General features: G+C 66.0%; 18 protein-coding genes. 12 read left to right on the top strand and 6 right to left on the bottom strand.

What is annotated here, in order from left to right:
• The first annotated feature begins 70 nt into the window (after window positions 1-70).
• Both CENDO_RS10340 and CENDO_RS10345 read left to right on the top strand, forming a co-directional pair.
• The gene (locus CENDO_RS10340; protein ID WP_136141941.1) at window positions 71-478 is read left to right on the top strand and encodes a MarR family winged helix-turn-helix transcriptional regulator; all 408 of its coding nucleotides are present in this window, start codon (window positions 71-73) and stop codon (window positions 476-478) included.
• Between the two features lie 100 nt (window positions 479-578).
• Window positions 579-1,115 (top strand): type 1 glutamine amidotransferase domain-containing protein, encoded by a 537-nt coding sequence (locus tag CENDO_RS10345; protein ID WP_136141942.1) that lies wholly within the window; start codon window positions 579-581, stop codon window positions 1,113-1,115.
• Between the two features lie 225 nt (window positions 1,116-1,340).
• Here CENDO_RS10345 and CENDO_RS10350 read toward each other — a convergent pair whose 3' ends face one another.
• The 3 genes from CENDO_RS10350 to CENDO_RS10360 form a co-directional block, all read right to left on the bottom strand.
• Window positions 1,341-2,531 carry a cation:proton antiporter gene (locus tag CENDO_RS10350; protein WP_136141943.1) on the bottom strand — a complete coding sequence of 397 codons (1,191 nt, stop codon included), beginning with the start codon at window positions 2,529-2,531 and terminating at the stop codon, window positions 1,341-1,343.
• Between the two features lie 130 nt (window positions 2,532-2,661).
• Entirely contained in the window at window positions 2,662-4,353 is a 1,692-nt protein-coding gene (locus CENDO_RS10355; protein ID WP_246014283.1) for a VanW family protein, read from the bottom strand.
• Window positions 4,354-4,435: 82 nt separating this feature from the next.
• The gene (locus CENDO_RS10360; protein ID WP_246014285.1) at window positions 4,436-5,635 is read right to left on the bottom strand and encodes a glycoside hydrolase family 3 N-terminal domain-containing protein; all 1,200 of its coding nucleotides are present in this window, start codon (window positions 5,633-5,635) and stop codon (window positions 4,436-4,438) included.
• 81 nt (window positions 5,636-5,716) lie between these two features.
• Between CENDO_RS10360 and CENDO_RS10365 the strand changes: the two genes are divergently transcribed.
• The 3 genes from CENDO_RS10365 to CENDO_RS10375 are packed head-to-tail and all read left to right on the top strand — an operon-like array spanning window position 5,717 to window position 9,612.
• Entirely contained in the window at window positions 5,717-6,223 is a 507-nt protein-coding gene (locus CENDO_RS10365) for a universal stress protein (protein WP_136141944.1), read from the top strand.
• Between the two features lie 41 nt (window positions 6,224-6,264).
• A complete protein-coding gene (locus CENDO_RS10370) occupies window positions 6,265-6,462 on the top strand; it encodes a DUF2613 domain-containing protein (RefSeq protein ID WP_136141945.1) in 198 nt (65 codons plus the stop codon).
• Window positions 6,463-6,465: 3 nt separating this feature from the next.
• Complete coding sequence (locus CENDO_RS10375; RefSeq protein WP_210726536.1) at window positions 6,466-9,612, top strand: alpha-(1->3)-arabinofuranosyltransferase domain-containing protein; 3,147 nt, start codon at window positions 6,466-6,468, stop codon at window positions 9,610-9,612.
• On the opposite strand, the gene CENDO_RS10380 is transcribed toward CENDO_RS10375, so the two are convergent.
• Entirely contained in the window at window positions 9,507-10,685 is a 1,179-nt protein-coding gene (locus CENDO_RS10380) for an acyltransferase family protein (protein ID WP_342773409.1), read from the bottom strand. The genes CENDO_RS10375 and CENDO_RS10380 overlap by 106 nt on opposite strands.
• Before the next feature lie 93 nt (window positions 10,686-10,778).
• On the opposite strand from CENDO_RS10380, the gene CENDO_RS10385 reads away from it, so the two are divergent.
• Window positions 10,779-11,999 (top strand): porin PorA family protein, encoded by a 1,221-nt coding sequence (locus tag CENDO_RS10385; protein ID WP_136141946.1) that lies wholly within the window; start codon window positions 10,779-10,781, stop codon window positions 11,997-11,999.
• Between the two features lie 5 nt (window positions 12,000-12,004).
• Entirely contained in the window at window positions 12,005-13,588 is a 1,584-nt protein-coding gene (locus tag CENDO_RS10390) for an MmpA family trehalose lipid delivery protein (protein WP_246014287.1), read from the top strand.
• Here the strand turns inward: CENDO_RS10390 and CENDO_RS10395 are convergent.
• Entirely contained in the window at window positions 13,585-14,676 is a 1,092-nt protein-coding gene (locus tag CENDO_RS10395) for a glycosyltransferase family 4 protein (RefSeq protein WP_136141947.1), read from the bottom strand. The two genes, CENDO_RS10390 and CENDO_RS10395, sit on opposite strands and share 4 nt — an antisense overlap.
• A 22-nt stretch (window positions 14,677-14,698) precedes the next feature.
• Between CENDO_RS10395 and CENDO_RS10400 the strand changes: the two genes are divergently transcribed.
• A complete protein-coding gene (locus tag CENDO_RS10400) occupies window positions 14,699-15,451 on the top strand; it encodes a class I SAM-dependent methyltransferase (protein WP_136141948.1) in 753 nt (250 codons plus the stop codon).
• A 78-nt stretch (window positions 15,452-15,529) separates the two neighbouring features.
• On the opposite strand, the gene CENDO_RS10405 is transcribed toward CENDO_RS10400, so the two are convergent.
• Entirely contained in the window at window positions 15,530-17,356 is a 1,827-nt protein-coding gene (locus CENDO_RS10405) for a phosphoenolpyruvate carboxykinase (GTP) (RefSeq protein WP_136141949.1), read from the bottom strand.
• Window positions 17,357-17,789: 433 nt separating this feature from the next.
• Between CENDO_RS10405 and trmB the strand changes: the two genes are divergently transcribed.
• Genes trmB through CENDO_RS10425 form a run of 4 tightly spaced genes read left to right on the top strand, consistent with a single transcriptional unit; the run spans window position 17,790 to window position 22,627 of the window.
• On the top strand, window positions 17,790-18,545 hold the full coding sequence (trmB, locus tag CENDO_RS10410) for a tRNA (guanosine(46)-N7)-methyltransferase TrmB (RefSeq protein ID WP_136141950.1): 756 nt from the start codon (window positions 17,790-17,792) through the stop codon (window positions 18,543-18,545).
• Window positions 18,546-19,148, top strand: coding sequence for an NYN domain-containing protein (locus CENDO_RS10415; RefSeq protein ID WP_136141951.1), 603 nt, complete (start codon window positions 18,546-18,548; stop codon window positions 19,146-19,148).
• Window positions 19,149-19,157: 9 nt separating this feature from the next.
• The gene (locus tag CENDO_RS10420; protein ID WP_136141952.1) at window positions 19,158-21,581 is read left to right on the top strand and encodes an MMPL family transporter; all 2,424 of its coding nucleotides are present in this window, start codon (window positions 19,158-19,160) and stop codon (window positions 21,579-21,581) included.
• An 11-nt stretch (window positions 21,582-21,592) separates the two neighbouring features.
• Window positions 21,593-22,627, top strand: a complete 1,035-nt coding sequence (locus CENDO_RS10425; RefSeq protein WP_136141953.1) for a lysylphosphatidylglycerol synthase transmembrane domain-containing protein — start codon at window positions 21,593-21,595, stop codon at window positions 22,625-22,627.
• Window position 22,628: the final 1 nt, after the last annotated feature.

Consider the following 22,628-nt stretch of genomic DNA (forward strand, 5'->3'; position numbering starts at 1 on the left):
TCGTGTCAAAAAGAATTATGTAGTTACTTCACAATGTAATCAACCTCATTAAGGGTGATATTATTCCCACGTGAGCACAAGAGACGTTGATCTGGGCGATATGGTCTCCCAAATCTCCCGCCAGATTAAGCGCAGCAGCAGGCAATTACCGCTGGCACCGCACCAAATGCGGGCCCTGCGGATCATCGCTGAGGGGGACGTGCGCCCGGCCCGCCTGGCCGAGCAGCTGAAGATCACCCCACGCGCCGTCACGGACGTCGTGGACGCGCTCACCGCGGAAGGTTTGGTGGCCACCGCCCCCGATCCGGCGGACCGGCGCGCCAAGATTGTGACCGCCACGGACGCCGGGATAAGCCACCTTGAGGCCACCCGGCAGGCGCGCGCGCGAATATCCCAGCGAATGTTCGGTGCGCTCAGCCCGGCGGAGCAAGAAGAGCTTTATACGCTGCTATCGCGCGTGCTGGAGGACAGCCCTTAAGACACGGCCCTTAAAGCGAATCCCGCGCAAGAAGCGTAGGCTGGGCGGTCCGCAAGCCCGCCGGTTTGTGGGACGCAATTTTAAGGAGTGATTTTCACTTATGTCCAGCAACCTACAAGGCAAACTCATCGCAGTTCTCTCCGTGGACGGCTTCGAAGACTCTGAGCTGACCTCCCCGCTCCAGGCAGTCAAGGACGCCGGGGCTGAGGTGCGCGTTGTCTCTAAGGAGACCGGCACCATCTCCGGCAAGAATGACACCCAAGTCACCGTAGACTCCACCTTCGCCGATGAGCGCGAGACCACCTTTGACGGCATCATCCTGCCCGGCGGCACCGGCAATGCCGACCAGATCCGCCTGGACGCGGACGCGGTGGCCATCGTGAAGGCGCACGTGGAGGCCGGCCGCCCACTCGGCGCCATCTGCCACGCGGCATGGATCCTCACCGACGCGGACGTCATCTCCGGGCGCACGCTGACCTCCTACCCATCCCTGAAGACCGACCTAACCAACGCCGGCGCTTCCTGGGTTGATGAGGAATGCGTCTGCGATAGCGGCCTGGTCACCTCCCGCACGCCGGACGATCTGCCGGCGTTTAACGCAAAGATCGTCGAGGAGTTCGCCGAGGGCGAGCACTAGGAACAAAAGCGGCGCCTGGGCGAAGCCGATGCCCCCGCGCCGTGCCCCCAGTGCGGTTCCGGATCCCCCTGGGAGATGGACCCGTTGCCGGCGCGCCCGGCGACTTACCCGTGGGCGGTGTCATCAGTGACCCCGTGGGCAACATTCTTGCCGACGGCGCCGATGTCACCGTAACCAAAAACCTCAAGGTAAAGCGCGCCCCCGCCGCGGGGCCGCAACCGCCCCTTAGCCCTCCACGCGGGCGTCGACGTGGCGCTTTGCCGGGAGTTCCTCCCCGCCGGCCCGCTCAGCGCGCTGCTGCGCTTTGAAGAATTGGCGGACCAACGGCATGGTGACAGCAACGCCCGCGATGGTCACCACGGCCCCCAGGAAGATCGCGGGGGCCTCCCACGTCTCCATGGTCCCGGCGGTAAGTGCGAGTGTGACGGCCCCGATGGGCACGCCCAGCTGACCGCCCGTCGCCACCGCCAGGGGGAAAGGCAGGCGGAGGAATCCGCTGGCGCCATGGACCAGCAGGCCCGCCAGGCCAAGCCCGAGCCCCAGGCCGATGGCCTTGGGGTGCTCGGCCAGCTGGCGCAGATCGATGGACGCGCCCAGCCAGACAAAGAACAGCGGGCCAAACAGGCCCTCGGTCAGCGCGAAGGTCTGGCGCTTGAGGCGCTTCGGCTGGCCCGCATAGGAAGCGGCGATGCCCAGCGCAAACCCGGCCAGCATCACGGATACGTTCATCGCCACCGCGATGGCCGCCAGCGAAAAGAGCACGACCAGCAGGATGCGGATCTCCAGGGCAAAACCATTCTTCTTGGAGACCTTGCGCACCTGGCGCATGTTGAAACGGTCCATGAAGATTCCGTAGGCCACGGCCACGAGGATGACGATCACCGCCCCTAGGGCGGCCCGCGCCGCGCGGGAAGGCTCAATGGCCAGCGGCAGCAAGACGATCGCCACGGCGTCGGCAATGGCGATCTGGACTAGGAACTCCACGCCCTGCCGGCCGGCGATAGGCGTGTTGCCCATGGAGGGAATCACCAGAGAGGCGGAGGAGGAGGCAAGGATAACCGCGTAGAGCAGGCCGTTATCTGACCCGAAGAGGTGGGCCAACCCAAGGCCCGCCGGTACGGATAGGGCCCCCACGAACGCCGCGCGCAGCGCACCGTTGCGCAGGGCGGGGCCCAGCAGTTCGGGGCCCAGCGGCACGTGCGCGCCGGCGGCGAACATGACTAGCGCAAAGCCAACCTCGGCCATGAAGGTGAAGGTTTCATCGGAGGCGTCGAAGATTTGCAGGCCCGTTTGGCCAACGATGATGCCCACGATGAGCTCGCCGACCACCATGGGCACGGGGAACTTGCGGTTCAAGTTCAGCAGCGGGCCAATCAGGGCCACCAAGCACAGCAGTGCCAGCAGGGAAAAGGACATGTGTTCAGTTCTTCTGTAGACAGGTTACGGCGCTTAAAATCGCGCGGAGAGACAACCAAATTTACCATAAGGTTGCCCCCAGTTAACTTACTGTTTACTTAGAACCTTCGCCGTGGGGCGCCACTGGCCTTTATGAACAGGTCACGATCGGCTGCGGGTCGTAGACCGTCGTGATGGTTTCACGTGAAATCTCGGAGCCGTAGAGATCGGAAATCACGCGGGTATCGGAGGTGGTGAAACCGGGGATTCCGGAGGTAGGGATGCAATCATCACCAGACAACTTCTGGGTCTGTGGCTGAGTCTGGGCCCAGCGTCCGCCGGAGATGGATTCCACGTTTACGGTCTTCACGCCCAACAGGCGCACGGTCACGGAGTTGCCGCTAACGAAGGACTCAATCATGACCGGGTACTGGGAGGAATTGCGGAACTGCAGGTCAATGGCACCCTCATAGACGGTGGCCTCGCGGCCCGCCGGGTAGCGGGAGATGTAATAGGAATGCGGGGTGTGCGCCACGTCCTCCATGCCCGCGAAGTAGGACGCGTTGTACAACGTGGTGGCGAACTGGGAGATGCCGCCGCCTACCGCTTCACCCGCGCGGCCGTCGATGATGATGCCGGACTCAACGAATCCCTGCGCCGTGCCACGCGGGCCGGTGTAACCATTGAGAGAGAAAACATCCCCCGGGGCCACGATGGCGCCGTTGACCATCTGCGCGGTCAGCGCAATGTTGGTGCCCGAAGGGCCCGAGAAACCGGAGGTAGTAAACTCACCCACCACCTCGTTAAAGGTGGCATTCTCTGCGTCCGCGGAGGTAAACGTTGCGGGCTCGTCCTTGTAGACCGCCTCCCACTCGCGTTCGGACTCGCCCACGACGCGCCGATAGAAATCGGCCATCGTGGCCTCCCAATCGATGACCTCACCGTCCACGTGCGGGGTGATGGACTTGACGCCGCTCGCGAAGGAAATTTGGGCATTGACCTTTTCCTTCTCGGTCACCGAGAGGATTTCCGCGAACTTCTCCCGGGCCAGTGCCTCGTCGACGTTAAGCGCCAAGCGGTCCCCCTCGGCATCCACCCGCAGGAAGGAGGAAATCTGTTCCGGGCCCAATTCGGCGACCACGTCATCGCGGCCGAATAGCTTCAGCGGGCCATCCACCGCCGCGGCGGCTTCACCCTCCGCCATGGCCTTGACCTGCTCCTCGCCGATCCGCGGCTGTTCCTCGGTAACCTCCAGCGTGATTCCCTCGGGATCAAGCCACGTGGTCTTTATGGCTTCCTCCACCTCGGCGGGATCCACCTTCTGGCCAACGATTGGCTCCGTGACCTTAACCTGGCCACCCTCAAAGCCCACCGCGCCGTCCTTGGGCTCGGCGTTGAGCTCGTTCTCGATGCGCTGCAACACGGGCAGCAACGCCGCGCGGTCCACCTGGGTATCCACCGGATACTCGGTGGTCGGCTTGAAGAATGAGTACACGCGGGCGAACGGGTTCAAGGACGCGTCCGGGATGCCCTCCACGGCCTGTTTAACATCCAGGCGCAAGCCGGCCTGATTGGGGATAAACTGGGTGGATTTCTCACCGGCGGTGACAGTTACCCGCTCGGATTCCGCACCGCCCAGCTCTTGCTGCAGCTTCGCCACCGCATCGGGGCGTTCCATGGTGGAGATGTCCACCCCGCCCACGGACACCGCTCGCGGGATCTTTCCCTGGTTTGTGGCTACATCGAAGGCGTAGGCCACGCCTGCGATCACGAAAAGACCAACCAATACACCAAGGGTGATGGCCCATCCCTTAACACCGGGCTTGCGAGTTGCGTGATTCACAACGGATTACTCTAGCGCCGGATTCGCTTAATTCCTAGTCCCAAGCGTGTCCGCTGCGCAGGACCGGAACGCTTATTGGGGCTTATTGGGCATGGAGCTGCTCCGCCACGCGCATGACCGCCGCATCGAAGCGGTGCCGGTTGATGCGCCCCTCCGTCACGGCGGCGTCTACCCGGTCAATGACGTAATTGATGTCCATTTCCGCGGACCACAGCGCCACGTCCGCACCCGCGGCGATGGCGGCAACCACCGCGTCCGCCGGGGCGTAGATATCCGTGATCGCCTTCATGCCCGTCAAATCATCCGTGTACACCAGGCCATCGAAGCCGTGGACGTTGCGCAACAGGCCGTAGGCGTGGCTGTTCAGGGAGGACGGGGTGACGCCATCGCCCAGGCCCGGGACCACCATGTGGCCCACCATCATCGCGGAGCGCGGTTCGGCCGCCGTGGCCTCGGCAAATGGCACCGCGTCAAAACCCATCACCTCCCCGAGCGGCGGGGTCACGGCTGGACCCAGGTGCGTGTCCCCGGAGGCGCGGCCATGGCCCGGGTAGTGCTTGAATACGGAATCCACGCCCGCATCCTCCAGGCCGGCCGCAAACTGCACACCCAAGGCGGCCGCCTCGTGCGGGTCGGTGGAAAAGGCCCGGTCCCCCACCACGTCCAGCCCCTGGCCGTCAATGTCCAGCACGGGCGCGAAATCCACGCTCACGCCGCGAGAAAGCAGCGCTTGGCCAATCTGGAATCCGTAGCGGCGCACGGCCTCAGGCCCCTCAGTCCCCATCTGGCGCGGGGTGGGAAATGCGCCGAAGACCTTGGTGAAACGCTGGACCCGGCCGCCCTCGAAGTCGATGGAAATATCGAACGGGCGGCCCACCATCTGGCGCAGTGCGTGCAGGTCGCGGCCCGGCTCGGTCAGCAAGGCGGGATCCGCCCAGCTCGGGATGAAAATTCCGCCCACACCCGCGTTGAGCTTATAGAGCGCGTCTTCAAAGTTGACCACCGGCGCCATCAGCAGGCTTGCCGCCCTCTCACGCTGGGTGGCCGGCAGCGGCACCGGCGGCGGGGTTGAGGTCTCGGGGGTTGGCGTCCGCGGGCTAGTCGCCGGCTCACTGGGCGCGGCCGCGGCCCCCTCGCCCGAGCCCTCCCGGGCCCCTTGCCCCACCGCCGTTTCCGGCGCGGCGCCCCCTGCGGCGTTGTCCCCCGCGCCATCCGCACACGCCGAAAGCCCCAGCGCTAGGCAAGCGGCCGGAATCAGGAGCATCGAGTGCGGGAATTTCACGCTCTTTAGTTTGCCCGATTTAGGCCGGTATCCCCAATCCAATCCCCGATTCGGCCGAAGACTCGTGGCACAATGGGGCGCATGAATAACGGTATGACAATGCTTATCGCCTACGACGGTTCCGAGCAGGCCGCCATCGCCATGGAACACGCCGCCCGCCTGCTGCGACCAGATACCGTTGAGATTCTCACCGCCTGGGAGCCCGCAGCCCGCCAGGCGGCCCGGGCGGTGTCCCGCTCCGGTTTGCACCAAGCCGCCATGGCCCCGGAGACCCCCGAGGATGATCCGGCCTATGAGGAGGCCCTAAACACCTGCCACGAGGGGGTGGCCGTGGCCGAGGGGCTGGGGCTTGCGGGCAGGGCGCACCTGGTGGAGTGCTCCACCACCATGGCCGCCGCCATCGTCGATGCCGCCGACGAGCTTAACGTGGACGTCATCGTCACCGGCACCCGCGCCCTGACCGGTTTCAAGGCACTGTGGTCATCCTCCATGGCCGATCAAATCATCCGCAACGCCGGCCGCCCGGTATTCGTGGTCCCGCCGGAGCACGATGATGAGGATGAGGAAACCGGAGACTTCCGCGGTTAACTACCGCGGAATCCCCCATACACCTGCTAGGATGACGCACCATGGCTCTTGAAAGCGATTCCCTGACTAAGCGCTCGCTTGGCCCTGCCATCGGCAGCGCCGTGGTGGGCATTGCGCTGGGCGTCATGACCGTAGTTGGGATTGCGCAATTTTCCGGTTCGGACACGGTCCCGTCCGGCAACGCCGTGCCCGCCGACCAGGCGGTCCTCGGCGGCCCTGAGTACGGTTCCCGCAACTAACCTGTGGCAACGCCCCCTCAACGCCGGACCGGGCGCGCCCACCTTCTGGGGTGGGCGCTCGGCTGCATCGTCGCCTTCACCCAGCCCTGGGGGCTCACGTCCGCCGATACCAAGCATGACCTGGTGGCGAACCCATCGCACTTCCTGGCCCAGGCCGCCGGCGTCTACAGCACCAATTTCACCATGGGCCAGCTGCAGAACCAGGCCTATGGCTACCTCTTTCCGCAGGGCCCGTTCTTCCTGGCCACCGAGGCCCTGCCCGATTGGATTGCCCAACGCCTGTGGTGGACCATCGTCCTGGGCGTGGGCTTTTCCGGCTTCTACCTCCTAGCCCGGCGCGCGGGTGTGCGCTCGAGGCTGTGGGCGGGCATCGGCGCGGTGGCATACATGCTCAGCCCGCGCGCGCTGACCACGCTCACGGCCATTTCATCCGAGACGTGGCCGGTGATGCTGGCGCCGTGGGTGGTAGTCCCGTTCCTCTCCGCGCCAAGCGGCGCCGGGAGGCACCCGGAGGTCCGCGTCGGACTAGCCGCGGCGGTACCGGTGGCGCTGATGGGCGCGGTCAATGCTACGGCCACGCTGGCGGCGTGTGTCCCGGCGCTGATCGTTGCGCTGTGCCGCAGGCGCTGGGCTGCCGCCGCCACGTGGCTGGCGGCGTGCGCGGTGGTCAGCGCCTGGTGGATCGGCCCGCTTTTGATCCTGGGCCGCTACGCCGCGCCTTTTACCGAGTTCATCGAATCGGCGTTTGTGACCACGCGCTGGCTAAACCTCCCGGAGATCCTGCGCGGGACCACCAGCTGGACGCCGTTTGTGGACACGGAGCGCCAGGCCGGGACGCTGCTGGCCACCGAGCCCGTGTTCATCATGGCGACCATCGCCGTGGCGGCGGTGGGCGTGGCCGGGCTCGCGCGGTGCCGCCGGGAATGGTCCATCATGGTGGCGGTGGGGATTGCCATCCTGGCCTGCCACTATGGTTGGTATTTAGCGGCGCTGGACGGCGCGTTGGCGCCGCTGCGCAACCTGCACAAATTTGATTCGTTGGTCCGCCTGCCGCTGTGCCTTGGCGTGGCGGTCGCCGGCCAGAGGCTGGGCCTTCCAGCGGGCAAGGCGCACTGGCTTAGGCCCACGCCCCGGCATGCGGCCGGGATGCTGGTCCTTATGGTGATCGCGGGTTCCATCGCGCCCGCGCTCAGCTCCCGGCTGTTGCCCCAGGGCGCCTATGAACGGGTGCCGGAGTATTGGCAGCGGGCCGCGGATTACGTCAATGAACACGCCGCCGGAACCCGCACGCTCATCTACCCGCCGGCGGCCTCCGCCCGGCAGGACTGGGGGTGGACCCGTGATGAACCGGCGCAGCCGCTGCTTGATGTGCCGTGGGCGGTGCGCGATGCCATTCCGTTAATCCCGCCTGAGACCATCAGGGGGCTCGATGGGCTGATGGCGGGCCTGAAGCACTCCCAATCCCAGGAAGCCGCGGCGCAGGCGCTGGCGCGTTACGGGATTGGGGCGGTAATCCTGCGCGATGACTTAGAGCCTAACCCCATCCGCACGCTCACGCCCAAGGATCTGCCCGGCACGGTTCGGGATTTCGGCGAGGTCAGCGTGGTGCTCATCGATACCCGCCCCACCATGCGCACCACCACCGATCCGGTCACCGTGGCCGGTGGCGGCGAGTCCCTGGCCATGATGGACGCGGTGGGCCTCGGCACGGGCCCGGCGCGGCTGGCCGGGACCCCGCAGGAGCGCGCCGCCGCCGAGGTGGTTACCGATACGCCGCTGCTGGTGGACCGCAATTACGGCACGCTGACCGGCCCCGTCTCGGGGCCCTTGGCCCCGCGGGACCCGTCCACGGTGAACAACCGCCTGCGGGATTACCCCTCCGCCGGCCGGGTCATTGCAGTAGAGGCCACGGGAGGCCAGGTCGCCGCGTCTTCCTCGGAATCGGACGCCTCCTCGTTCGGCGGCGCGGACCCGGCGCGGTCAGTCACCGCGGCCGTGGACGGTTATGGCCACACCGCGTGGTGGCCAACCCCCGGGCAGTTTGGCTGGATTGAGCTGCGGGCTAAAAAGGGTGAAAGCTTCCAGTCGCCGGAACTGACCATCGAGGCCACGGGGGATACCACCGTCCTCGTCGAGGCGGGTGACGCCTCCGTTGAACGGGAGGTATCCGGTGATGGCCCCACCACCATCAGGGTCCCGGGCGGCCGGGTGGATGCCGTGCGGGTCAGCCTGAAGGAAAGGGTGGGGATCGCGGAGCTTTCGCTGGCCGGCCACCCCATCCGGCGCACCATTGCCGTGCCGGACCACGGAGGTAATCCGCAGCGCTACTTCTTCCAGCGCATGGCGGTGGACACGGCGGTTATCATCCGCTCCTTTAGCGCGGCCGGCACCTTTATCATCGACGCGGAGCGTGACGTGGTCATTGACGGTGAGAGCTACTTACCGGGCGACGTGGTTACCCTCGGCGCCGGCCGGCACGAACTGCGCAGCCGAGGCTGGTGGGTCAGCCTTAGCCGCCCCGGCTATCAACCGGCCCAGCATGAGGACGTTAATCCGGCCGGGATAGGACCCGCCCCGCAGCAACGCATCCTGGCTACCGGCCTGTCCTTCAACGAGGGCCTGCGCGCGGAACTCGGCGGCCTGGAACTGGACCCGGTGCCCATCGATGCGGATATGCAAGGCTTCATCCTGCCCGCTGGGGCCTCCGGCGCGCTGAGCATCACCCACGAGGCAAACGGGCTCTACCGCGGCATGCTGGCAGGGGGCGGCGCGCTGGGGATCGCCGCGCTCCTTGCGGCCGGGTGGATCGGCCGGCGCGTCTGGGGCGCCCCGACGCCTAGCCCTAGCGACCCGGGACCCTCGGCCGCCGCCACGGCGGTTGCCATGCTGGGGGCGCTGGCCCTGGTGGGCTGGCCGGCGCTAGCTGCGGGCGCGGCCGGGCTCCTCATCGTCCGGTTCACCACGCTTAGCCGCCCGCTCCTTTCCGCGGGGCTCATCCTGGGAGCCGGCGCCATGCTGGCCCGCGCCCCGTGGCCCACCGGTAACTACGCCGGTGATTCCATTGCCCTGACGCTGCTGTGCGCGGCGGCCCTGGGCGCCTTGGTGACCCCGCGCAGCCAGCGCGCCGCCGGCGCCTCCACCAACGTGTAGCTCGCCGCGGCCACGGGGACCGTGAGCCCCACGGTGAGCGCGAGGATAACCACGAAGTTCACCCAGCCGCCGGCAAACAGGCTCACGCCCGTCAGCGGGAACGCCACGGAGATCAGCGCCATGTGCCACAGGAAGATGGAATAAGACCAGCGGCCCAGCGCCTGCGCGGGCTCGGAATCAAGCACCGCGTCCAGGCGCGTGCCGCCCGGGGCCACTGCGAAGGGCACCACCACGCACGCGGCGAAGATGGTGCCGATGAGGACGCGGCGGGAGAACTCGGACGGCGAGGGGTGCTCCAGGCCCACCGGGCCGAAAAACTCGCGGCTGGCCAGCCACATGCAGGCCGCCGCGAGCGCCAGCCACGCCCAGCGTACGCGCAGCAGGCGCTGCCAACCGGCGCTGACGTGGCCCTCCCACTCGGCCGCGAGCATGCCCACCGCAAACCACGCCGCGTACGCCGGCGGCCAGATTTGGTAATTGACCCCCTCACCGGATTCCCCGTAGGCCTGGACGAACGGCAGCCACGCCCAGCCAAGGCTGATGACCGCTACCCCGCCGATGGCGGCCACGCGCAGCCCGCGCCGGCGCCCGCGCAGCGCCCAGCTAATCAGGGGCAAGGCCAGGTAAAAGGCGATTTCCACGCACAGGGACCACAGGTGCGTGAGCCCCGGCGCCAGCGCGCCCGGCGCGTAAAGCTGCGTGGCGGTGAGATTGGACGCTACCTGAAGGGGGGTGACGGAGGCGGCCTCGGGCAGCAGCAGCAAGACCGCGAGCACGCACACCAGGTACGCCGGGGCCAGGCGCGCCACCCTGTTGCGGAAATACTCGCGGGCGCCGTGGCGGTGGCGGCGCCGGTAGAGCAGGAACGCGGACAGGGCAAAAAACACCGCCACGAAGTAATCGAAACGGTCCGCAAGCGCCCATCCCGTGCCCACTTGGAAGGAGACATGGGTGACGATGATTCCCAAGGCCGCAACGGCGCGGATACCGTCGAGCGCCGGAATGTGCTGCGCTACTATTGAACGAGGCCCACGAGGGGACCAGCCTGACGCCGGCCTAGCGGTGTGATGCACGGCGCCTCCTTGAGCGAGTTATTCCTAAGCATTTTTGGGCACAGCACTAGCTGGAACTAGACGACACTAGATACTGAACGGATCCTATCCCGCATGCGCGCTTTCTTCACTTCCCGTGACCCGCTCCGCTGGGTCATTATTGGCGCAATCATCAGCCTACTCATCGGCGCGGTGCTGCCGCCCTTGTTTGAAAACCGCAGCCGCCCGCTGGCGCTGGATATTCGCAACGCCACTGCCACCGCCCACGCGGATGCCCGGATGCTGGACGTGGCCAACGCCGCCGGCGGCGAGGAGGCGGCGCGCCCAGGAAACCCTGAGCGCCCGGGGTGCTCCACCGCACCGGCGCCGCTGCGCTGCTACCAGGTAACCGCCACGGCGCAGCTGCGGCATGAGTACGCCACCTCCCCCGACGCCGAGGATGACTCCCTGGCCAACCTTGACTCCACCATGCGGGTGGTTGTCGGCGGCCAGGATGTAGCGCGGATAGAGGAGCATTCCCTGCTCAACCGGGAATCCACTTACCCCGCCCGGGGCGAGAACAACAGCCAGTCCGTGGCTGTGGGGGATCTGGACCCGCAGGCGGCCGGGGAGGGGTCTGCCCGCGAGGGCCTGCGCTTCTTCTTCCCGTCCGCGACGGAGCAGCGATCATATCCCTACTATGACCCCATGACCGGCAGCGCGGATCCCATCGATTTTGTCCGCACGGAAAAGGTAGACGGCGTCCCGGCGTACGTCTTTTACCAGAAGGTCTCCGGCATCAACCTGGCGGAAACCGTGGGCCTTGCCCTGGAACTCGGCGAGGGCGGCGGGAACCCCGCCCTGCGGCAATCGCCGGGCGGCCCGCGAGCGGCCGCCCCGGCACGAATCTTCTATTCCGATAAGGAGCTGGCGGAATTCGGCTACCGGCGCGATGAGATAGTCGCCGTGGATCCCTGGTACGCCGTGGATCGCACCTTCTGGGTGGAGCCAACCACCGGCATCGTGCTCAACGTGGAGGAAAAGGTCTACAGCTACTTGGCCGCGGACAAGGAGCAAGCAGAGACCATGGCGCAGCGGCCGTGGTCTGAGGAGCGCACCCTTTTCGCCTCCACCTTCAATTGGGATGAGGAGTCCCGGGATAAGGCCCTGGCCGAGGTGGGCAACACGGTGACGGGCACCAAGGTGATGAGCGTTTTGAGCTGGTTGGGCAAAGGCGTGGCAATAGTGCTGCTGGCCACCGCCGGCTGGATGCTGGTGCGCCGCCGCAACGCGTCGACGGACGGACTGACCGCCGAGGCGGTCGCCGCGGACGCCCGCCCGGAGTCCGTGCGCTAAGGCCCGTGGTCTCCCGAAGCGCCGCCCGCGACCCGTTCAGCCCCGGCCAGCTCGCCGCGCTGAGCGCCTGGGGCGTGATTGCCGTTGCCGCCATCCTGTGGCCCTTCGCCGCCGGCGGGGAATTCATCTGGCGGGACATGGTGGTCATCGATCACCCCGGCCTGCACGCCTCCAACTTTGGGGGCGGGGATTTGCCCGCCCGCAATGCTCCGCAGGATGGCCTGTTGGCGCTCTTTGGCATCCTGGCGCCGGCGCCCATCCTGGTCCGGGTTATGCTGCTGTCCTCCGCCGCCGCGGCGGTGGCCGGCACCATCTGGCTCGCCCATCGCACCCCACGCCCGGGCCTGGTGGGCACCGCCGCGGCCATCGCTTTTGCCGTGGGCAATCCGTTCGTCATAGAGCGCTTCCTGCAGGGCCAATGGTCCCTGGTCATCGCGGCGTGGCTGCTGCCGCTTATCGCCGCCGCCGGGCTGTCCGGCCGCCGCATGTGGACCTGGCTGGCCATGTTCGGCGCGTCATTGACCCCCACCGGCGCGCTGCTTGGCGCCCTGGTGGCCGTGGTGTGTTTGCGGGGCCAGCGCCTGGTTACCGCCGGGATTGGCCTGCTGTATTGCCTGCCGTGGGCGCTGCCCGGGGTGATTGAAACCTTCCGTGGGGCGGCCACCATGAACGCCCCCGCCGCGGCCGCAGCCTTTGCCCCGCGCGGCGAGGCCTACGCCGGCACGCTGGGTTCCATGCTGGGCCTGGGCGGCATTTGGAATGCCGAGGCCGTGCCGGAATCGCGCACCGTGGGCTTTGCCCTTTTCGGAATCGCGGTGGCGGCGCTGGCGGCGCTGGGTTGCGCCGCGCTGAACAGGGCCACGCTGGTGCCGCTGGGCGCGCTGGCCGCCGTGGGTTTTGCCGTGGCGTGCGCCGCCTGGTTGGCCCCTGGGGCCATGGCCTGGGCCTTGGAGAATATCCCCGGCGCGGGCCTTGCCCGCGATAGCCACAAGTTGCTGATGCTGGCCATCCCGCTCTACCTCGCGGGGCTCAGCAGCGTCCGCGGCAACCGGGCGGTGGCCGCGATGCTCTGCGTCTTTCTCAGCACGCCCGACGCCCCCACCGCGCTTTCCCCCCTCACCGCCACCTCATCCGGCGTCAATGATCGCCTGGTGGCGGAAATTGACGGCCGCGATGCGCTGTTCGTGGATCGCGGCAGCCTCGTCACCGTGGACGGGCGCGTCGCGGTGGACCCGTACACCAAGGCCACCCCGGTGGTGGATTCCGGCGCGCTGGCCGTGGACGGCGCGGTGGTAGATGAGCCGTCCCCGCGCTGGGTGGCGGCCATGGAGGCCCGCCGGGCCGGCGACATGGGGCGCCTTGAGGAGTTGGGCGTGGGCGTCGTAGTCGAGGGCGGCGTGATCGTTGCCGAGACCAACGCCCCGGCCCGGCGCGCCCCCTGGGCGCTGACGGTGCTGTGGATGTTTAGCCCGCTGGCCGCGCTGGCGGTGTCCCTGCTCCTCGACGAGCGCGCGCCCCGGCGCCGCCGCGCCCGCCCCCGCGCAAGGGCACGCGTGCGGGGGCGGAAGAAGGGGAGAAAGCGCCGCTAGCTTTTATCCCCCTGGGCCAAACGGCGCAGCAAGCCCTCGAAGCGGCGGCCGGTATCCGCCCAGCTAAACTGCGCGGCGAACTCGCGCGCCCCGGCGCCCAGCTCGTCGCGGCGATCCCGGTCCGCCACGAGGCGCTGGACCGCACCGATGAACGCCTCCTTGGTCTCCACCAGCACGCCCGTGCGCCCGTCGAGCACGGAATCGCGCAGGCCAAAGCCATAGCCCACCGTGGGCACGCCATGCTGGCCCGCCTCAACCACCGCCAGGCCCCAGCCCTCCTTGTGGGAGGGCATCAAGTGCACGTCCGCGCGCGCTAAGAGGGAATGCTTGTAATCCTCCGTGACCTGGCCCCTAAAACGCACGCGCTCTTCCACGCCGGTCTCCCGCGCGTATTCGCGCAGCTGGGATTCCCACCAGCCGCTGCCAATGACGTCCAGCACGGCGCCCGGGATTTGCGCCACGGTGTCCATGGCGTGCTCAATCTGCTTGTGCGGCACCAGGCGGGAGAGGGTCACCAGGTGAATATCGGCCTCGCGCGCCAGCACGGGCACGTGTTCTGGGATGGGATCCAGCCCGTTTTCGATGATCTCGATCCGGCCGCCATCCACGCCCAGGTCCTTCAGGTCGCGGCGCGAGGCTTCAGAGACCGTCACGTACTGCGCGTTGGCGTACACCCTTGGTGCCACCTTGGACTCTAGCCACCAGCCAAAACGCCCCAGCGCCGGCCCGGCCACCTTCCATTGGTCCCTGTGGCAATGGTGGGTCAGCAGCACCACCGGTGAGCGCGCGACCAGCCGGGCGAAAAACGGGATGCCATTTTGGGTATCCACCACCGCGTCCACGCCGCGCCATCGGCCCAGCAGCAGCGCCCACAGCGCCCGCGGATACACGGAATACTTGCCGCCCGCGCGGGAATAGGCCACGCCGTTGCGCTTATCGCGCGCGGCTGCGTTCATGTGCCGCGAGGTGCGGAAGATAACCTCATGGCCCTGGGCGGCTAGGTATTCACCCACGCGCTCTAGGTAACGCTCCGAGCCCCCGCCCTGCGGGTGGGTGGAATCGCGCCAGCACAATAGAAGAATTTTCATACGGCCTACTAGCCTAGCGTGTATGGAACACACCAAGGCCATGGCCACGCTGGCCCGCTCCGTGAGGCTGCTGCGCAGTTTCAAGCACGAACAGCCACGCCCGAACATTTTCTACGGCGGCCTGGCGGAGGATACCGCGGCGCTTATCTCCGCCCTCGCGTCCGACGCCGCCGTCCCCCTCCACCGCATCCTCGACGTCGGCGGCGGCCCGGGCTATTTCGCCGAGGCCTTCGCCAGGCGCGGCGTGGACTACTTCGGGGTCGAGCCCGACGTGGGCGAAATGGCCGCCGCGGGTATCACCGTGGCCAACGCCGTCCGCGGTGACGGCACCCGCCTGCCGTTTCGCGACGCGAGCTTCGACGTAACCTACTCGTCCAACGTTGCAGAGCACATCCCCAACCCGTGGGACATGGGCGCGGAGATGCTGCGCGTGACGCGCCCCGGCGGCCTGGTGGTCATGAGCTACACCGTGTGGCTGGGGCCCTTCGGCGGCCATGAGACGGGGCTGTGGGAGCACTACGTGGGCGGGGAGTTTGCCCGCGACCGCTACACAAAGCGGCACGGCCGGGCCCCGAAGAATGTCTTCGGAGAGTCCCTGTTTGATCTCTCCTGCCGCGAGGGCCTCGACTGGGCCCGGGCCATGGGGGCCGCCGGGCACAGCATCGTCGCCACGTTCCCCCGCTACCACCCGTCGTGGGCCTGGTGGATAGTCAAGGTCCCCGGGCTGCGCGAGTTGTTCACCTCCAACCTGGTGGTCGTCCTGCGCAAGGGCTAGGCCGGGCCCTAAAAGAACAGCGCCCCCTATCCTTCCCCCACGGCTTGGGGAGGATAGGGGGCGCAATCGCAAGCGGGACTAAAGGGCGTTGTTTACGCGCTCCTTGAGCGCTGCGAACTCGTCCTTAATCTCGGAAGGCACGCGCTCGCCCAGGAACTCAAGGTAGGCCTCGTTGTCATCGAGATCCTTAGCCCAATCAACGGCGGGAGCGGTCAGGGCCTCCTTCAGATCCTCGTCGGCGATATCCAGGCCGGTGGTGTCAATGTCAGCTACCTTCGCGGTGTAGCCCACGACGGTCTCATCGGCGCCGACCCTGCCCTCGAGGCGGTCGATGATCCACTTGATGACGCGGGAGTTATCGCCGAAGCCCGGCCACAGGTAGCGGCCGTCTTCGCCGCGGCGGAACCAGTTAACCAGGAAGATGCCCGGCATCCGGTCGCCGCCCTTTTCGCCCATGTCGATCCAGTGCTGCAGGTAATCGCCGGCGTTGTAACCGATGAACGGCAGCATGGCCATCGGGTCGTGGCGCAGGGAGCCGACCTTAGCCTCAACGGAGGCGGCGGTCTGGCCGGAGGAGAGCAGGGAGCCAATCATCGCGCCGTGGTTCCAGGAGTGGGCCTGGGTGACCAGCGGAACGGTGTCCGGGCGACGGCCGCCGAAGAGGATCGCGTCGATCTTGACGCCCTTCCAATCGTCGTACTCGGGAGCCGCGGTAGGGCACTGAGCGATTGGCACGCAGTAACGGGAGTTAGGATGCGCCGCCTTATCGGAGGAGTCAGGGGTCCAGTCCTTGCCCAGCCAGTCGATGAGGTGTTCGGGCTTGTCGCCGTCCATGCCTTCCCACCACACGTCACCGTCATCGGTCAACGCGACGTTGGTGAAGATGGTGTTTCCGGCCTCCATGGTCTTCATGGCGATTGGGTTGGACTCATAGTTGGTGCCCGGCGCAACGCCGAAGAAGCCGTTTTCTGGGTTTACCGCGTACAGGCCGTCCTCACGCAGGTGCATCCACGCAATGTCATCGCCAACAACCTCGGCGCTCCAGCCCTCGATGGTTGGGGTCATCATCGCCAGGTTGGTCTTGCCGCACGCGGACGGGAACGCGGCGGCGACGTGGTACTTCTTGCCCTCTGGGTTGGTCAGCTTCAGGATGAGCATGTGCTCAGCCATCCAGCCCTCCTCCTGGGCCATCTTGGAGGCGATGCGCAGCGCGTAGCACTTCTTGGCCAAAATTGCGTTGCCGCCGTAGCCGGAGCCGTAGGACCAGATCTCCTTGGTCTCAGGGAACTGGGTGATGTACTTGGTCTCGTTGCACGGCCACAGCACATCCTCCTGGCCCTCCTCCAGCGGGTAGCCCACGGAGTGCAGGGCGGGCACGAACTCTCCGTCGGCGCCGATCTTGTCCAGGGCCTCCTTGCCCATGCGGGTCATCACGCGCATGGACAGGACTACGTACTCGGAGTCGGTGAGCTGGACGCCCAGCTTCGGCTCGGGATCGTTAATAGGACCCATGCAGAATGGGACCACATACATGGTGCGGCCCTTCATGGAACCGCGGAACGCCTCCGTCATCTCCTTCTTCATCTCAACTGGATCGGCCCAGTTATTGGTTGGGCCGGCATCCTCTTGCTTCTCGGTACAGATGAAGGTGCGGGACTCTACGCGGGCAACGTCGGACGGGTTGGAACGCGCCAAGTAGGAGTTTGGACGCTTTTCCTCATTGAGCTTAATCAGCACGCCCTTCTCAACCAGCTCAGCGGCGAGGCGATCTGCTTCTTCCTGCGAACCGTCGGCGAATACCACCTGGTTCGGCTGGAAAAGCTCAACCGCGTCATTAATCCAGTTAATCAGCTTTTCGTTGTTGGTCGGCAACTCGCCGACGAGGCCTTTGATTTCGGCGGTCATGTACGTCTCCTACTTGAGTCCTACTCGAGATTTCATCATTGGTCATCAGGGCACAAAAGTGCCCTCACGTAACGCTCCTCTTTAAGGGTAACGCCGTTTTTCACGGATTTTGGGCCATTGACCAGTACAGTGGTTATACCCAGTGGCCGAATACCAATTTCACCACTGTATACGGCGAAAATTGTGACGTTTGTTAATGTCTCCAGCACCCCATTTTGGGGGCGCAAACCTGTGCATATTGGAATTAAACCCCTGCCCGTACGGTCACCGCCCGCCCCACTGGTTATACCCGGAAGCGCCGCCGGGTGATATTCGCGGGGCGTGCAGGGCTCCGACCCGCCGCGCCCGGGCCAAATCACATAAGCCACATCCGTCACGCATGTTACGGAGTGTCGCTTGGTACCAGCGGGCAAATAGTGGACAATATCCCCTGATGAATACTTCTGATAGATCCCAAATCGGCGAGATGCCACACGGCCGACCGCCACAAACCGAATTCAATGACGGACTTGACTACCCGCGCCTGGGCCAGGTGACCTTCCGCCGCGGCACGCTCACCGAGAACCAGCAGGCCCTCTTCGATGAGCACTGGCCACGCATGGGCACCCTGCTAGAGGACCGCGTCATCGATATAGATGAGTGGTTTGGCCGCTCCGGGGCCAAGACCATCGTGGAAATCGGCTCGGGCACCGGCACGTCCACCGCGGCCATGGCGCCGCTAGAGGCTGACACCAACATTATCGCGGTCGAGCTCTATAAGCCCGGCCTGGCCAAGCTCTTGGGCTCCGCCGTGCGCGGGGGCATTGACAATATCCGCATGGTACGCGGTGACGGCATCGAGGTTTTGGCCCGCATGTTTGAGCCGGAATCCCTCGACGGCATCCGCGTGTTCTTCCCGGACCCGTGGCCGAAGGCGCGCCACCACAAGCGCCGCATCATCCAGTCCGGGCCCCTCAACCTGTTCGCCTCCCGCCTCAAGAAGGGCGGGGTGCTGCACGTGGCCACGGATCACGCCGGTTACACGGAGTGGATCAACGAACTGGTCAACGTCGAGCCGAGCCTTGAGTTCAAGGGCTGGCCGTGGCCGGAGTGCCCGCAGCTGACAGACCGCCAGGTCATCACCAAGTTTGAGGGCAAGGGCCTGGACAAGGATCACGTCATCACCGAATACCTGTGGGAGAAGATATAAATGGCCTCCCAGAAGAAGTATCTCTTGGTATGGGACGCGCCCAACATGGACATGGGGCTGGGCGCCATCCTGGGCGGGCGCCCCACCGCGGCGCACCGCCCGCGCTTCGATGCGATTGGCCGTTGGCTAGTCCACGAGGCGCTGGCCGCCGATGCCGAGCCCGAGGCGGCCGTGTTCACCAACGTCACCCCCGGTGGCGCCGAGGTCATCCGCCCATGGGTTGAGGCCATCCGCAACGTGGGCTTTTCCGTCTTCGCGAAGCCAAAACTGCGCGAGGAAGATGACGTGGACCCGGACATGCTGGACCACATCGACCTGCGCCGCGATGAACTCGCCGGCCTGGTGGTGGCGTCCGCCGACGGCCAGAACTTCCAGGACACCATCGAGCCGATCGCCGAATCCGGCGTGCCGGTTACCGTGCTGGGCTTCCACGAACACGTCTCCTGGGCGGTATCCTCGCCGTCGCTCGAGTTCGTGGACCTGGAGGACGTCCCTGGGGTCTTCCGTGAGCCACTTCCGCGCATCAGCCTGGACGCGCTGCCGGAAGGCGGCGCCTGGCTGCAGCCGTTCCGCCCGCTTACCGCACTGCTCGACGGCCGCTAAGGAGGAAACTTGTTCTACAAATGGGGCCAGTTTTCCTACGCCCATCGCAAAGTAATCCCGCTCATTATCGTGGCGGCCATTTTGGTGATCTTTGGGCTCTTTGGCACCAAGCTGGGTGACCGCATGAGCCAGGAGGGCTGGGAGGATCCCAACGCCCAGTCCACCACCGCGGCGAAGATCGAGCTGGAGAAATTCGGCCGCGATAACAACGGTGACGTGATCGTCCTGGTGGATGACCCGGACCAGAACTTCGAGGCCGCCCAGGCATACCTGACCGGCCTGCAGGAGCAGTTCCCGGATCAGATCAGCCACGTCAACTCCTACTTCGACAAGCGCAACCCCAACCTGATTAACCGGGACGCCAACGTGGCCTTCGCCGCGATTGGGCTTAAGGGCGATGCCGAGCAGACGCTGAAGGATTACCGCACCATCGAACCGGCGCTCTACGACACGGACCTGCCGGTCCAGATTGGCGGCGCCACCGCCGTCGCCGACGCGCTGGATGACGGCATGTCCAATGACATCGCCTTCGCGGAAAAGGCGGCCCTGCCGATCGTGGGCCTGCTTCTGCTCGTCGTCTTTGGTTCCGTGGTAGCGGCGTTCATGCCGCTTATCGTGGGTGGCCTGTCCATCCTGGGCTCGCTGGGCATCCTCGCCATCCTGGCGGACTTCCAGCAGGTTAACGTCTTCGCCCAGGCCGTGGTCACCCTGCTGGGGCTTGGCCTGGCCATCGATTACGGCCTGTTTATGGTCTCCCGCTTCCGCGAGGAGATGGACAAGGGCCGCGGCACGAAGGAGGCCGTGGCTATCACCACCGCCACCGCCGGCCAGACCGTGGTCTTTTCCGCGGCGATGGTCGCGGTAGCCCTGTCCGGCCTGTTCCTCTTCCCGCAGGCCTTCCTAAAGTCCGTGGCTTACGGGTCCATTTCCGCTGTGGGCCTAGCGGCGCTGCTGTCCGTGACGGTGCTGCCTTCGCTGTTTGGCCTGCTGGGCAAGAACATCGACAAGTTGGCCGTGCGCAAGACTTCCCGCACCGCCCGCCGCATTGAAGATACCTTCTGGTACAAGATCCCCGCCTGGGCCATGAAGCACGCCAAGCTCATGACCGTGGCTATCTGTGGTCTTTTGCTGGCGCTGACCCTGCCCATCGTGGGCATTAGTTACGGCGGCATCAATGAAACCTACCTGCCGCCAAGCCAGGAAACCCGCGTGGCGCAGGATCGCTTCAACGAACACTTCCCATCCTTCCGCACTGAGCCCGTCAAGCTCGTCGTGGATAACGCCACGAATGAGCAGCTGGTTGACGTCTACATGCAGGTTCGCGGCATCCAGGGCCTGACCGAGCCCATGGCTCCGTCCACCGCCACCGTTGACGGCACCACGGTGCTTGCCGCGGGCATCCAGGATCGCGATGATTACTCCCGCATCGTCCACGAGCTGGAGAATCTGGATGCCCCCGAGGGCGTGAACCTGTACGTGGGCGGAACCCCGGCCATGGAGGTTGAGTCCCTGGACGCGCTGTTTGAGACGTTGCCGTGGATGGCCCTCTACATCGTCGTGGCGACGTTTATTCTGATGGCCCTGGTCTTTGGTTCCGTGGTGCTGCCGGCCAAGGCCATTATCATGACCATCCTGACGCTCGGGGCCACCTTGGGCATCCTCACCGCGATGTTCGTCGGCGGTGTGGGCGCGGGCCTGCTGGACTTCACCCCGGGCCCGTTGATGAGCCCAATTTTGGTTCTCATCATCGCCATCATCTACGGCCTGTCCACGGATTATGAGGTCTTCTTGGTCTCCCGCATGGTTGAGGCCCGCAAGAAGGGCGCTTCTACCGACGCCGCCATCTCCTACGGCACCGCCCACACCGGCGGCATCATCACCGCGGCCGCCCTCATCATGATCGTGGTCGCCGGGGCGTTTGGTTTTTCGGACATCGTGATGATGAAGTACATCGCGTTCGGCATGATCTTCGCGCTGTTCATCGATGCCACGATCGTGCGCATGCTGCTGGTTCCGGCCGTCATGCACCTGCTGCGCGAGGACAACTGGTGGGCGCCGAAGTTCGTTCACCGCGCCTACGAGGCGATGGGCCACGGCAAGGAACCGGTAGCCGAACCCGCCGTTGCGGCTGCCCCAGCGGCCGCCGAGGCAAGCCCGATCTTCGACCACGAGGAAGAGGGCATCACCTTCCGCGAAGACCGCGTCTTAGAAGCCCAGCCCGAGCCGGCGGAACCGGATCCCACGGGCTTCGGCCAGCATGACTTCGTCGCCTACGACGAGGAAGAAGAGGAGGAAGAAGAGGGCGCCGTCCGCGGCGGCACCACCACCAACGCCAACTCCGATCTGGTGCCCTTCGCCGAGCTCATGAAGCGCCTCAAGGCCGAGGAAGCCTCCGGCGACGCACCGGAAGCCGGTCCGGATTCCTCCCGCTAGGCGCCGCCTCGATGAATCCTTCCTTTTCTAAGGGCCTGCGCTGGGTAGCCTCCCTGCTCATCCTGCTCATCTTGGGCTGGGTGTTCAGGGACGAGCTTGATTTCATCGGCGACGGCCTCCGCCGCCTCCGCAGCGCCGATCCCGTGGCCATCCTGGTGGTGATCATCGCGGCCGTGCTCGCGGTGTTCGCCATGGCCGAGGTCATGCGCCTGCTCATCCGCGCCGGCGGCGTGCCCGTTACTTTCAAGGAAACGGCGGCCATCACCTTCGCCTCCAACTCCTGGGCGACCACGCTGCCCGCGGGCACGGCATTTTCTGCAATCCTGACGTTTTGGGTGCAGCGCAGCTGGGGGGCGTCGGTCGTGTTGTGCGGCTGGTTCCTGGTGCTAAGCTCCGTGGTCTCCACGGTGTGGCTGGCCATCATTGGGCTGGGCGGGGTCATCTTCCTCAACGCGGACATGGCGCTGTGGTCGCTGGTGGCCACGCTCGCAGCGATGGTGCTCGTCTCCTGGGCCGTATTCTGGGCCGCCAACCACCCCGCCACCCTCGAATCCTGGCTCGGCCGCCAGCGGCTAATCAAGGGCAAGGCCCTAGACAACCTGTTAGCCCAGGTGCGCAACCTGCACGAGGTCCACCTGCCCGCCGGGCAGTTTGCCAGGGTTTCGCTGTTCTCGCTGCTCAACCGCCTGCTGGACATGTTTTCCCTGTGGGCCTGCGTGTGGGCCGTGACCGGCAACGTGCCGGGGCTTAGCTCCCTCGAGGACCAGACCACCCTGGCCGGCGTGGCCCTGGCCTACCTGACCGCCAAGCTCGCCGGTTCCGCGCAGGTCACCCCGGCCGGCCTGGGCACGGTGGAGGCCGCGATCATCGCCACCCTCGTGGCCACCGGCATGACCGCCGTGGACGCCACCGGCGCGGCCATCATTTACAGGCTCATCACATTTGCGCTCATCACTATCATCGGATGGGTAATCTATTTCTGGCACTACGCGCGCAAGGGCGTTAACTACGCCTCCCTCAGCGCGAAAGAATCCCAACCTTCATAGG

The organism is Corynebacterium endometrii (assembly GCF_004795735.1).
In the GTDB taxonomy this organism is placed as follows: domain Bacteria; phylum Actinomycetota; class Actinomycetes; order Mycobacteriales; family Mycobacteriaceae; genus Corynebacterium; species Corynebacterium endometrii.

What these genes read in the sequence shown, in the direction of transcription:
- CENDO_RS10345 (WP_136141942.1), top strand. Translation starts at nt 579, where the DNA reads ATGTCCAGCAACCTACAAGGCAAACTCATCGCAGTTCTCTCCGTGGAC.
- CENDO_RS10350 (WP_136141943.1), bottom strand. Translation starts at nt 2,531, where the DNA reads ATGTCCTTTTCCCTGCTGGCACTGCTGTGCTTGGTGGCCCTGATTGGC.
- CENDO_RS10365 (WP_136141944.1), top strand. Translation starts at nt 5,717, where the DNA reads ATGAATAACGGTATGACAATGCTTATCGCCTACGACGGTTCCGAGCAG.
- CENDO_RS10370 (WP_136141945.1), top strand. Translation starts at nt 6,265, where the DNA reads ATGGCTCTTGAAAGCGATTCCCTGACTAAGCGCTCGCTTGGCCCTGCC.
- CENDO_RS10385 (WP_136141946.1), top strand. Translation starts at nt 10,779, where the DNA reads ATGCGCGCTTTCTTCACTTCCCGTGACCCGCTCCGCTGGGTCATTATT.
- CENDO_RS10395 (WP_136141947.1), bottom strand. Translation starts at nt 14,676, where the DNA reads ATGAAAATTCTTCTATTGTGCTGGCGCGATTCCACCCACCCGCAGGGC.
- CENDO_RS10400 (WP_136141948.1), top strand. Translation starts at nt 14,699, where the DNA reads ATGGAACACACCAAGGCCATGGCCACGCTGGCCCGCTCCGTGAGGCTG.
- CENDO_RS10405 (WP_136141949.1), bottom strand. Translation starts at nt 17,356, where the DNA reads ATGACCGCCGAAATCAAAGGCCTCGTCGGCGAGTTGCCGACCAACAAC.
- trmB (WP_136141950.1), top strand. Translation starts at nt 17,790, where the DNA reads ATGAATACTTCTGATAGATCCCAAATCGGCGAGATGCCACACGGCCGA.
- CENDO_RS10415 (WP_136141951.1), top strand. Translation starts at nt 18,546, where the DNA reads ATGGCCTCCCAGAAGAAGTATCTCTTGGTATGGGACGCGCCCAACATG.
- CENDO_RS10425 (WP_136141953.1), top strand. Translation starts at nt 21,593, where the DNA reads ATGAATCCTTCCTTTTCTAAGGGCCTGCGCTGGGTAGCCTCCCTGCTC.